Here is a 13115-nt window from a genome sequence, read left to right as displayed (position 1 = left end):
CACCGCGTTGATTCAATAATGTTTCGAAATTCAAAATTCAGAATTCAAGATTCAAGATCCACCCAGTCCATTTATCCCCCAAATAGTCCATTCACAAAGTAATTTCGGGTGGTAGGCAACTAACGTCGTTTCGTATGCTTAAACGACTATTTTTGCGGATTAAATTTATTAGCACATGCAATTAAATCGCCTGACCGCCCTGGTCGCCCTCTGCTTCTCCTTGATTTTGACAGGATTTGTTCAAGCCCAAGAGACAGGTGGTGTGAAAGGATTTGTGTACGATGAGGAGACCCGTGAGCCGGTTATTTTTACCAACGTTCTATTAAGTGGTACCACTTATGGAACGCCAACAGATGCAAATGGTTTTTACGCCATTTCAAAAGTTCCTCCAGGCGATTATACCCTGATGGTGATTGGAATTGGTATGGATACGCTTCAAATGCCCATCAAAATTGAAGCGGGTAAAATCAAAAATGAAAACCTCTACCCCAAGCAATCCAACGTGGAGCTTGGAACCGTGACCGTTTCAGCAGACAAGTCGGAAGCTCAATCAGAAGTTAGAATGTCGGTTGTAACGATTACTCCAGCGGAGATCACTTCGATTCCAGCTGTGGGTGGTGACGCGGATTTCGCTCAGTATCTGCAAGTTATTCCCGGTGTAGTTTCTACCGGTGATCAAGGTGGACAGCTTTATATCCGGGGTGGTTCTCCGATTCAAAACAAGATTTTGTTGGATGGAATGATCATCTACAACGCCTTCCACTCCATTGGTTTGTTCTCCGTATTTGATGCGGACATCATGCGTAGTGCTGATGTGTACACGGGTGGATTTGGAGCTGAGTACGGTGGTCGTATTTCCTCTATCATGGACATTACCACACGTGACGGTAGCAAAAAGCGCTTCGGTGGAAAAGTAAGCTTAAGTACTTTCGGTGCCAAGGCTTTTGTAGAAGGTCCATTGAAAAAGCCAAAAAACAAAAACGACGGTTCAACCAGCTTTATCCTGTCGACTAAAACATCTTACCTGGATCAAACTTCTAAGTCGATTTATTCTTATGCGGATTCCAACGGACTTCCTTATAACTTCTTCGATATTTATGGAAAAATCAGCTTTAGTGGACCTGCAGGAAGTAAGTTAGACTTATTTGGTTTTAACTTTCAAGACAACGCTGAATACTCTAACGGCACCAAACTAAACTGGAGAAACTACGGTGGAGGTGGTCGCTTCATATTGCTACCCAAAACTTCCAGTGCAATTATCGATGGTAACTTCGCCTACTCCAACTATTTGATTGGAATGGACGAAGCGAATAACCGCAAAAGAGAAAGTGGTATTAGCGGGTTTAATATGGGATTGAATACGACTTACTTTCTGGGAAGTAATGAGGTTAAATTTGGCGTGGATATCGTAGGATTTAACACCAACTTCACCTTCAATAACGCCTTTAACCGGGTGATCGAACAATCGGAGAACAACACTGAAATTGGGCTCTTCTTTAAGTACAAGTGGCGCATTGGAAAATTGGTGATCGATCCAAGTTTCCGTCTCCAATGGTATGCATCTCTTTCCCAGATTTCACCAGAACCACGATTGGGCTTGAAGTATAACCTTACCGACGATATTCGAATTAAAGCCGCCGCAGGTATGTACTCTCAAAACCTGATTGCTGCTAACTCTGACCGTGATGTGGTTAACTTGTTCTACGGATTCCTTTCCGGTCCGGAAAGCATTCAAGGACAGTTTACAGATAAGAACGGTAAAACTTCGGACGTAAACAGCAATCTGCAGAAAGCAAATCACTTCATCTTAGGAGCTGAATGGGACATCCTGAAAGGGTTGACCTTTAACATTGAAGGTTACTACAAGCAGTTTACTCAGTTGATCAACATCAACCGAAACAAAATTTACGACGACACTCCTGAAAACAGCGACAAACCAGACATCCTGAAAAAAGACTTCATCGTAGAAACAGGAGATGCCTACGGTGTGGATTTTGCCATAAAATACGACTACAAGCGCTTGTATTTGTGGGCTGTTTATTCATTGGCTCAAGTTGATCGTTGGGATGGATTACAGGAATACCACCCAGTGTTTGACCGTCGTCACAACGTGAACTTTGTAGCGGCTTATACCTTTGGTAAAAACTTGGATTGGGAAGTGAATGTACGTTACAACTTCGGTAGCGGTTTCCCATTCACCCAAACTCAAGGTTTCTACGAGCAAATCAATTTCTCTTCTGGACTGGATCAGGATTACACAACCAGCAATGGCGATTTGGGGATTCACTACTCTGAGATTAACCAAGGAAGACTTCCCTCCTACTCTCGTTTGGATGCTAACGTGAAGAAAAAATTCACCCTTGGCGCCAATTCTATTTTAGAGATCAACGTAGGGGTTACGAATGCATTGAACCGCGACAACATCTTCTACTTCGACCGTGTGACTTACACCCGTGTAGATCAGTTGCCTATTATGCCGAATGCTGCGATTAGCCTCAGCTTTTAGAATTCTGAAATTTGAATGTTGAATTCTGAAATTTGAATCTCTATCCTTCGGGTATAGATCTCTACGCTAAGATTGTGACAGCCTTCAAGATTCGAAATTCAAGATTCGAAATTCAAAATATTCTACTTTGGTTCGCGTTTTGTGTTTGCGTGCCCTATGAGATTTTTACGATTCCTATTTCTTCTCGTATTCGTTTGGCCTATCGTATTGATGGGGCAAGGAAAGTTTGATCTCCAGCGATTAAACCATCCCTCTTCCTATGGAAAGGAGCTTCAAAGCATGCTTCCCACCATTGAGGTCTACGAATTTGATACAAGTGCCAAAAAACAAGCTCTCATTCCAAATGGACTTCGCAGTTCGAAATACCTCAAAGAGGAAAATTGGTTAGGCATTAAGGGTGAAGTAGACGCGGTTCGAGTGGATCTGGTGTTTTCCAAATACCCTATTCGAAATGGCAAATACACCATGCAATATGGGCTGCTCTGCAACCGAATCAAAAGACTACTCCAAATTGATCCTGAACTGAATGATCCTGAAATAGAATGGCGATTGGTACTGCAAACCCATTGCGAGAATGACGATCAAGTGGATCAATTGTACCATGGTGCGGTTATACATTACCATCCGGAACTGATAGATGACGATGCATCCATCGAAGAAGTCCAAACAGGCACCAGCATTGAGCCAGAAATCTCTGAAGTACCCTTTCAGGAACAGGATGACAGCAAACAACTTTTTGACCTGGTAGATGAGGCTGAAAACAGCGAGGAACTTCCTGAAGAGGTCAAAAAAGAATTGCGCGGAAAAAGCCCTAAAGAGAAACAAGAAGTTTTAGAAAGTTACCTGGAATCTGTGCAAAATCAAATTCCAGAAGAACCCAGATCGACCTTGAGCCCGAATCGGGTAAAGCAATACAAAAAAGACATTAAGAACTTTCAATTGGTCTTTGGAGGTAACATCGATCCCACAGTTTCCTCTGTGCTCGATCGCAACAAACAATGGAAGGACGTATTGGTAGTAGCCGATTGGACAGGAAGTATGTACGGCTATGGGGCTCAGGTATTGGAGTGGCATTTGGATCACTTGGACGAATCGGGGGTGGAAAACCTGGTACTGTTCAACGACGGTGATAAGAAGCAAACAGGCGATAAGGAAATGGGCTCTACCGGAGGGATTTATTCGGAAAAAGCGGATAACGTAAAACGCTTGTTTAACCTGTACAAATTGGTGATGGCCAAAGGCAGCGGCGGTGATATTCCAGAAAACGATATTGAGGCTTTGCTCACTGGAATCAATCGCTTTCCTGAATCGGGCGACGTCGTTCTAATCGCCGATAACTATGCCTGTGTCCGCGATTTGAAATTGCTTCCAAGAATCGACCGCCCGGTTCATGTGATTCTGTGTGGTTACAATCCTATGGTGGGCGTGAATCCCCAGTACATGGAAATTGCTTTTCGCACGGGTGGAAGCATTCATACGCTGGAAAAAGACATCTACGACGTTCAAGTGGAGCTCACTACCGAAGGTGATTTGGTCGGCTACAATGATCCACGAATAGCTGTTACCGATTCCTATTGCGACAATTCTGGAGCACCACGCCCTAAACGAAGAAGATCGAGCACACTTCAAAAAACCTATACCAGCCTGGAAGAGGCCAAAGCAAGTGGTAACAAATACATCGTTCATTTAGAATTAAAGGAAAAGAACTATACCAAAATTCCTGGACAGGTTTTTAAATATAGCCGATTGAACACCTTGGACTTAGGAAAAAATGAGCTTACCTCGTTGCCGGGAAGTATGAAGAAATTCACCTTTATCAGGACACTAAAACTCAATAACAATCACTTAACTGAAATTCCGGAAAAGGCCCTCGTAAATTGGAAGTACCTGGTCCATTTTGACCTAAGCAACAATGAGATCACCCAACTGCCTGATGCACTTGGTCAGAAGCAATTTCTGCAATACCTAAACCTATCGTCCAACCAAATTCAGGAGTTGCCCGAATCCTTGAACATGCGCAAACTTCAGTATTGCTACCTGGCCTACAACGACCTACAAAACCTCCCCAAGATGAACCGGTTGCGACGATTGATCGAACTGGACTTAAGTCATAACCAATTGAAGGAATTGACTCCTACCATCAAAAGTCTAAGAAAGCTTCAGGTGCTTGATTTGAGTAACAATGAGATTACCCAAATACCGGATGAAATAAAGTACCTGACCCGACTCAAAGTACTCAACCTAAAAGGAAATCCCCTCTCTTTGGAAGAAGTAGAAAAGGTAAAACAATTACTACCCAATACCCAAGTGAGATTTGACGCCTAAAACAACCTTCCGCATGATACAACGTCTACCCTCCAAATAAATCCGGTTATCCAATTCAACTGAGAATTGAATGACGATATTGTATCTTTTCCTGTAGCAATCAGGATCGCTTCACAACACTTACAATAAAACTTCAAAATCGAGTGACTTATGTTTACCATGCCAACTCATGGCTACTCTTTCCTATGGAATAGGATACGCCTGCCCCTTTTTACCTGCCTTACAATACTGCTATTCCTTGGCCCTAATCAGGTTAGTGCCCAAGCCCTTCCTCCGTCAAAACCTAATCCCGATAGTTTGATGCAGGTATTGGATACTATATCCAACGATTCTTTGCGAATTGAAAATTTGGTTCTTTTAGGACATGGGCTAATTAATGACCAACCAGATACGGCCCTCACTTTGCTACAGCAGGCCTACAATCAGGCCGTAGAATCCGGATTCATTTACCGTAGAAAAGCTGAAATACAACTGCTGGTGGCGTCGGGCTACACGGAAAAAAATGAATTTGATCGCTCGTCCGAGATCATCTTCGATGCGCTTGAATTGTATAAATCGAATCAGGACAGTATTGGAATAGGAAAGTGCCTGCAATCGTTGGGAAGAAGTTACCTGGAAATGAGGGATTTTGAACGCGGATTGAATTACACGTTAAGAGCCTACGAAATTTTGGCCAGCAAGAACGATACGGTTTACCTCTACCCCTGCTTGCAAAACATTACCCAGCTCTACGCTCATCATAGTATGATCGATTCGGCGAGATACTATCATGATAAAGGCATTGAATATCTGGACGAGCACCCCTTCTATCTTGGACGTTCGAGTATTCATCAATCCCTTGGGATAGGTTACCGCTATGTTGGAGCCATAGATTCCTCAAATCTCTACTTTCAGCTTGCCTTGAAAGCGGCCAAAAATCACCCAGAGAAAAGGGGACAAATCCTAGCCAGCATTAGCATCAATTTTAGAGTGATGGACCAACCAGATTCTGCCTTACACTACATCGAACAAGCCTGGGCCATTCAAGAAAGATTTCCAGACGATCATTGGAAATGGAATTTATACAGCGAATACATCAACATTTATGAAGACTTAGGCGACTATAAAACCGCATTGGAGTACTTCAAAAAGTTTGATACCATTTGCTCCATTGTTTACGATCAAGAGCGTTTGGATCTGGTGAGGGATTTGGAAATTCAATACGAGGTTCGCGAACAAGAGCAACAAAATGAAATACTCTCCCAAAAGGCAGAGCTAAGGGACTTACAATTGGCTCGTAGAAATGCCTGGATTATTGTTTTATTGCTCTCCTTGGCACTTGGAATTTGGATTGCCTATGCCGGAGTGAAACGTATTAGGCAACGGGCCCGACACCGAGAGGTGGATTTGAAACAAAAGGCTCTTCGTTCTCAAATGAATCCGCACTTTGTGTACAACGCCCTCAGCTCGATACAGCATATCGTGTACAACAATGACAAACTGTTTGCAGTAACCAACATATCCATTTTTGCCAAACTCATGCGATCGGTACTCAATCAATCGGAGAAAGAAACGGTGAGCGTTCGGGAAGAAATGGAGACCTTAGATCTCTACCTTTCGCTCGAAGCCTTGAGGTTTGAAGATCGCTTTAACTATTCGATAGCGGCCGATGAAAACGTACCCCTTGATCAATACACGCTCCCTCCCCTTCTACTTCAGCCCTTGGTCGAAAATGCCATCAAACACGGATTATTAAACAAAATACCTGCCGGTGGTTCAGTCTCTATTCGCATTCAGGTAGCTGATTCCAATTTGATCTGCCACATTGAAGACGATGGTGTGGGGAGGCAAAAAGCCCATGACATTCGCTCAAAACAAGATCGGGATCATCCATCCTTTGCCACCCAATCCATTAAACAACGCATTGAATTGCTAAACAATCAGAATAAGACCAAAATCACCTACCAAACGGAAGACCTTTTTGAAAATGGACAACCCAGTGGAACCCGTGTAACCTTAATTTTTCCTCAAGACGATACCGATGTATAGCTTAGCCCTTATAGACGACGAACCCCGAGTAAGATCCCTCTTGCGATCTTTGATAGAAGAACACTATCCCTGGATAACCATTGTTGGCGAAGCCCAATCGGTTGAATCGGGTTTGCAGTTGATTCGTTCTGAAGTTCCAGATATTCTCCTGCTAGATGTAGAGATGCAAGACGGCTCTGGATTTGATTTGATCAATCGACTTGATCGGGGTGAAACCCAAGTTATTTTTGTTACCGCATTTGATCACTATGCCATTAAAGCCATTCGAAGCAGAGCCTTGGATTACCTTGAAAAACCGGTTAATCCCATGGAATTGGGAGATGCGCTGCTCAGAGCCCGAAGCGAACTCCAAAAGACCAAGCCATTCAAGGATAATGAACCGTCAAAAAATCGATTATCCATACCAACGGGATCCGGAATGCGTCTGATCGACTTTGAAGACATCTCCTATATCCAAGCAGACGGGTCTTATTCTGAAATCTACCTCGTTGGTGAATCTAAGCCCATTGTGGTTTCCCGAAAGCTCAAGGCCTTGCAGCAAACCTTAACCCCGCTTGGTTTTATTCGCCCCAACCACTCCAATCTGGTAAACTTGCAAGAAGTGAAGGAAGTGCACAAAACGGATGGTGGATTTTTGACGCTCAGGAATGGCAAAGAAATTCTACTTACCAAGAGCTATAAAGATGCTTCTCTGAGTGCTCTAAAAAACTTTGCACATAGACTGGGTTAAGGGAGCTTATTAAAAGAACCCAAATCCTGTTAAAAAAAACCGAATTATATCCCGGTATTCCTATTCGCCCCATGCTTTAATGTTTACATTTGCACCCCGTACGAAATAGTTCATTAATGGCTGATAATTGCAAATATATTTTCGTTACGGGTGGAGTAACTTCTTCTCTTGGAAAAGGAATCATCTCAGCTTCTCTGGCCAAGTTACTTCAGGCCCGAGGATACTCCGTAACCATTCAAAAACTCGATCCCTACATCAATGTAGACCCTGGTACACTAAACCCGTATGAACACGGTGAGTGTTATGTGACCGAAGATGGGGCTGAAACGGATCTGGACTTAGGACACTACGAACGCTTCTTGAACGCAGCAACGTCTCAGTCCAACAACGTGACAACTGGACGCATTTATCAGCGTGTTATTCAACGTGAGCGTCGCGGAGACTACCTGGGAAAAACGGTTCAGGTTATTCCTCACATCACCGATGAAATTCAAGAATCTATTCGTACCCTTGGACGTACTGGCAAGTTTGACTTTGTCATTACTGAAATTGGTGGAACGGTAGGTGATATCGAATCTCTCCCCTATGTGGAAGCCGTTCGTCAGTTGAAATTGGAATTAGGTCACCGTGCCTTGGTTATTCACCTGACTTTGATTCCATTTTTGGAAGCATCTGGTGAGCTTAAAACCAAGCCGACTCAGCACTCGGTTAAAACCTTGCAAAGCCAGGGAGTTCAACCTGAAATTATTGTAGCCCGTACGTCTCATGAATTGGGCGAAGGCATCAAGAATAAAATTGCTCAGTTCTGTAATGTAACTCGCAATGCGGTGGTACAGTCGATTGACGCCTCTACTATTTATGAGGTTCCCCTCTTGATGAAGGAAGAGCAATTGGATGAAGTGGTTCTGGCTAAATTCCAGATTGAAGATGCTCCTGAGCCGAATTTGGACAAATGGATCACCTTCCTAAACCGAATCAAGTATCCAAAAAGTAAGGTTACTGTAGGATTGATTGGAAAGTATGTTGAGCTTAAAGATTCCTACAAATCTATCCTCGAAGGATTTATTCATGCCGGTTCGCAAAATGAGTGCAAGGTAAAAGTTGAACTCATTCATTCTGAAAGCATTAACGATCGAACCGCTAAGGAACAGTTGAAGCATTTGGACGGTATTCTGGTAGCTCCAGGATTTGGTGAACGAGGAATTGAAGGAAAGATATCGACCGTAAAATTTGCCCGTGAAAACAACATTCCGTTTTTCGGAATTTGCCTCGGAATGCAATGTGCGGTAATCGAATACGCCCGTAATGTGTTGGGCCATGAAGAGGCTAATACAACGGAGATTAACGAAAACACTCCCGATCCGGTTATCTACCTGATGGAGGAGCAACGAGACGTTGAAGATAAAGGTGGTACCATGCGATTGGGTTCCTATGCCTGCGAACTCATTGAGGATACTATCGCCTTTAACGTATATCAGGAAAAAGAAATTAACGAAAGGCACCGCCACCGCTACGAATTCAACAACAAGTACATGGAAGAATTCGAAAAAAGCGGCATGATTGCCAGTGGTAAAAATCCGGAAAAAGGATTGGTAGAAATTGTTGAAATTCCAGAACACCCTTGGTTCATCGGAACTCAGTTTCACCCTGAATACCGCAGTACTGTGGTGAACCCACATCCCCTCTTTGTATCCTTCATTGGGGCGGCATTGAAACACCACAATTTGAAAAACTAATTCTAAGAAGAAAGAATGGCGCAGAAGATGGATAAAAACAGCCTGATAGGCTTTTTGCTTATCGGGGTAATTTTAGTGGGCTGGACTTGGTGGAATACGCCATCTGCTGAGGAAAGAATTGCGGCACAACGCGCCCACGACAGCATTGCTCAAATCGAAAAAGAGCAAGCCGAAGCTCAAGCACGTATGGATTCAATTGCCATGGCTGAGCGTAACGATGCTCCAGTAATGGCAATGAGCGATTCCGCTCAAGGCGTGGCTGACTCGTTGAAAAATGCAGAACAGCTTCAGAAATTTGGTCGCTTTTCCAATGCTTCTACCGGAGCGGTAGATTATTATACCCTGGAAAACGAAAAGGTAGAGATGAAAATCTCCAACTTGGGTGGTCGCCCAGTTTCGATTCGTTTGAAAGAGTACATGAAGTACGACTCATCTTCCTCCATTTACTTATTGGATCAAGATTCGTCTCGCTTCTACCTCCAGTTCAAAAGCCAGAATCGGGTATTGAAAACCGAAGACTTCTTCTTTAAAGGAGAGGTGGCCGATGTAAAAGTGGATGGTGATCAAACCGGAAAGCTTTCACTTAAACTCTATTCCAACAATCCTTCTCAGTACATTGAGTATGTCTATACGCTGGAAGGTAACAGCTACGATGCTGGATTTCAGGTAAACTTTGTTGGATTGGATGACTTGGTGATGGACAACCAAGATCGTGTGGCTCTTTATTGGCAGATTAAAACACCGGCTCACGAAAAAGGATTTTCCAACGAAAACAACCGTACTTCTTTGTTCTACAAGCCAGTTGATGACGGAAAAGATTACATCAATGAGCGTTCCCCTGGAAGAGAAGATTTAGAAGACAACCTGGATTGGATTGCCTACAAACAGCAGTTCTTCTCCTTGGCCTTGATCGGAAATCAGCCTTTCTTGGGTAACGGAAATTACTTGGAGACCAAAGAAGCGACTGCGGAGAGTGGTTATATCAAAGACATGATCGTAAGCGTAGACATGCCGATCGATCGCAGCAACAACTCTGCGGGATATAAAATGTACCTGGGACCTAACCAATACTACGAATTGCGTCAGCGTGACTTGGATGGTATTCTGGATTTGGGATGGGGGCTTTTCCGTTGGGTGAGCCAGTGGTTTATCATTCCGATATTCACCATGCTTACCAAGCTCGATATCTCCTATGGTATCATCATCCTGTTGCTCACCTTGATGATCAAATTGATTCTCTCTCCGCTTACCTATAAGAGTTACCTCTCTGGAGCTAAAATGCGGGTATTGAAGCCGGAGATCGAAGAGATCAATCAGAAGTTCAAGGATGCAGATCCTATGAAAAAACAGCAAGAGGTGATGGGACTCTACCGTAAGGCTGGAGTAAATCCTATGGCGGGTTGCTTCCCGATGTTGCTTCAAATGCCGATTCTATATGCCCTATTTATGCTCTTCCCCTCCTCTATCGAGTTGCGCGGTGAGCCATTCCTTTGGGCAACAGATTTATCTACCTACGACGCTATTTTTACCTGGGACGCTGAAATTCCATTGGTAAGCCGTTTCTATGGTAACCACGTGAGTTTGTTTACCGTGTTGATGGCCTTCTCGCTATTCTTCTACACTCGAAGCAACATGAGCTCGGGGCTATGGGTGCAGGTGGTGAAATGCAGGCTCAGCAGATGAAAATCATGATGTATTTCATGCCAGTGATGCTTCTCGTTTGGTTTAACGAATACGCCGCTGGATTGAGCTACTACTACTTGTGCGCTAACTTGACTTCCATTGGTCAAAACTTTGTGTTCCGTAAGTTTCTGGTCAACGAGGATGCTATCCACGCTCAGGTTCAGGAAAACAAAAAGAAACCGAAGAAGAAATCACGTTTCCAAGCTCAGTTGGAAAAAGCTGCTGAAATTCAAAAAGAACGCGGCGCTGGAAAAAAGAAGAAGTAAAATGGGTATAACTGGAATCCGATGGGGATTGGGCATTTTTCTGCTCGTGGCTTTGCTCACTGGCTGCTCTTCCCTTTCCAAATCCGGTGATCCCCAGCCTGCTTTTTCCTTAGAAAAAACGCCATGTTTTGGTCGTTGTCCGGTTTATAAATTGACCGTTTACAACAACGGAACTGCCACCTTTAAAGGGGTGGCCAATATTGAGCGCAGAGGAACCTACACCTGCCTGGATTGCAACTCAGATCAAGCCGAATTCATCCTGGATGAGGCCAAAAAAATGGGATTTCACAAAATGGAAGATCGCTATGATCCAGGTGTGAAGGACCTACCTGAAACCATTATTACGGTTTACAAAGGCAAAAAGGGCAAATCCGTGGTTAATGTAATGGATGCTCCAGAAGAGCTGAAAAGGTTGGAATTCTTAATGGATTCGATTTACAACAAAGTTACCTGGGGATTAGAACCACATATTTAATTTTCGAGTTATGAGCATTTGGACCGGAAATCCCACTTTGGAAAGTATCAAGACCATGAGCCAAGGCACTATGCTGGACCATATTGGCATTGAGATTACCGAATTGGGTGATGACTACCTGATTGGCAAAATGCCTGTGGATCACCGTACCGTGCAGCCCGCTCGAATTCTTCACGGTGGAGCATCAGTAACCCTGGCCGAATCCCTTGGAAGCATTGGTGCATACTTGAGCGTAGATCGCGATAAATTCTATACAGTAGGCTTGGAAATTAATGCCAATCATGTACGTCCTGGAACGTCAGGCTTTGTTTATGGAAAAGCCACTCCTATTCACCAAGGTCGTACCACACAGATTTGGGAAATACGCATCACCAATGAAGAGGGGAAACTGGTTTGTATTTCAAGAATTACAATGGCCGTGGTAAAGAAAGAACACGTGGAAAAAAGGTCCTAAGAACCTTTAATTAGCTTTTTCCCCTACCCTATTCTTTCTGATCCTTGCGTTTAAAACCAATAGACTTTCGAGGTTTTGTTTCTTCCTGAATAAAGCGCTGTAAGTAGGCCAAAACCATTTCCATACTTTCTCCTTGATTTCCGACCTGCTCCTCCAAGTTGCCAATCCGATTCCAGAGCTCTTGGTGCTCAAACAGCATTTTTCGCATTTGGGTATACACCCTCATGATATGGATATTGACTTCTACCGCTCGATCACTTTTTAAAACACTTGAAAGCATCAAAACTCCATGTTCGGTAAAAGCGTAAGGTAAGGTGCGCCTGCCTCCCCAACTTGGGGTCGCATTTTGCGACTTCAAGTTTTCCCACTCATTTTCGTTTAACTGAAACATAAAATCTTCGGGAAACCGATTGGGATTCCGTTTGACCTGTTCGTTGATTCTCTTGGTAGGAACCGCATAAAGTCCAGCCAAATCAAAATCTAACATCACTTTCTGACTGCGGAATTCGTGGATTTTATTCAAAATTTCTTCCGAAGGAATAGGTTGATTCATTGTCTAAAAGGTTGGTTTAGAATGTAAATATACGTCAAAGGGGAAAAAGATAGAACTCAGGACGAAGAACGGTTGTTATCACATGACTTTCGTTCTTCGTTCCCAGTTCTCTCTCATAAGTCTAAGGCCTCGTTGGTTGTGCCGAGGGCTTTTGGTTAGTGGAGACCTCTTCCTAAAGACCGTTGATCGACAGGAACTTGGTTAGTACAACGATACTTTTTCAGTTTAAAAAACCCGTCCGCAGGCCATGATTTTCGCGGTTTTGGATCAGGACCATCATGACCTGCCCTGGCGGGTTTCACCTAATTAACTAATAAACCTCTAATCACTCAAACCTGCCCGCACTCTCATAGGCCTGT

10 protein-coding genes are annotated in these 13115 nt (G+C 43.6%); 9 read left to right on the top strand and 1 reads right to left on the bottom strand.

Going from position 1 to position 13115, the window contains the following annotated elements; translation table 11 throughout:
- The first annotated feature begins 175 nt into the window (after positions 1 to 175).
- From KFE98_14475 to KFE98_14435, 9 genes are all read left to right on the top strand, one after another.
- Positions 176 to 2506 carry a TonB-dependent receptor gene (locus KFE98_14475; protein UTW61213.1) on the top strand — a complete coding sequence of 777 codons (2331 nt, stop codon included), beginning with the start codon at positions 176 to 178 and terminating at the stop codon, positions 2504 to 2506.
- A 156-nt stretch (positions 2507 to 2662) separates the two neighbouring features.
- Positions 2663 to 4831 (top strand): leucine-rich repeat domain-containing protein, encoded by a 2169-nt coding sequence (locus KFE98_14470; GenBank protein ID UTW61212.1) that lies wholly within the window; start codon positions 2663 to 2665, stop codon positions 4829 to 4831.
- A gap of 150 nt (positions 4832 to 4981) precedes the next feature.
- A complete protein-coding gene (locus KFE98_14465) occupies positions 4982 to 6859 on the top strand; it encodes a histidine kinase (GenBank protein ID UTW61211.1) in 1878 nt (625 codons plus the stop codon).
- On the top strand, positions 6852 to 7589 hold the full coding sequence (locus KFE98_14460; GenBank protein ID UTW61210.1) for a response regulator transcription factor: 738 nt from the start codon (positions 6852 to 6854) through the stop codon (positions 7587 to 7589). The genes KFE98_14465 and KFE98_14460 overlap by 8 nt, the downstream gene beginning before the upstream one ends.
- A gap of 116 nt (positions 7590 to 7705) precedes the next feature.
- Positions 7706 to 9325 (top strand): CTP synthase, encoded by a 1620-nt coding sequence (locus tag KFE98_14455; protein UTW61209.1) that lies wholly within the window; start codon positions 7706 to 7708, stop codon positions 9323 to 9325.
- 15 nt (positions 9326 to 9340) lie between these two features.
- A complete protein-coding gene (yidC, locus tag KFE98_14450) occupies positions 9341 to 11008 on the top strand; it encodes a membrane protein insertase YidC (GenBank protein ID UTW61208.1) in 1668 nt (555 codons plus the stop codon).
- 5 nt (positions 11009 to 11013) lie between these two features.
- Complete coding sequence (locus KFE98_14445; protein ID UTW61207.1) at positions 11014 to 11274, top strand: hypothetical protein; 261 nt, start codon at positions 11014 to 11016, stop codon at positions 11272 to 11274.
- Between the two features lies 1 nt (position 11275).
- Positions 11276 to 11749 (top strand): hypothetical protein, encoded by a 474-nt coding sequence (locus tag KFE98_14440; protein ID UTW61206.1) that lies wholly within the window; start codon positions 11276 to 11278, stop codon positions 11747 to 11749.
- Positions 11750 to 11759: 10 nt separating this feature from the next.
- Positions 11760 to 12203, top strand: a complete 444-nt coding sequence (locus KFE98_14435; GenBank protein UTW61205.1) for a hotdog fold thioesterase — start codon at positions 11760 to 11762, stop codon at positions 12201 to 12203.
- A gap of 28 nt (positions 12204 to 12231) precedes the next feature.
- Here the strand turns inward: KFE98_14435 and KFE98_14430 are convergent, their stop codons facing one another.
- Complete coding sequence (locus KFE98_14430) at positions 12232 to 12756, bottom strand: ORF6N domain-containing protein (GenBank protein UTW61204.1); 525 nt, start codon at positions 12754 to 12756, stop codon at positions 12232 to 12234.
- Positions 12757 to 13115: the final 359 nt, after the last annotated feature.

This window comes from bacterium SCSIO 12741, from assembly GCA_024398055.1.
In the GTDB taxonomy this organism is placed as follows: Bacteria; Bacteroidota; Bacteroidia; order Flavobacteriales_G; family Salibacteraceae; genus SCSIO-12741.
Note: the sequence above shows the minus strand (reverse complement) of the source record. Positions and strands in the feature narration are given on the sequence as shown.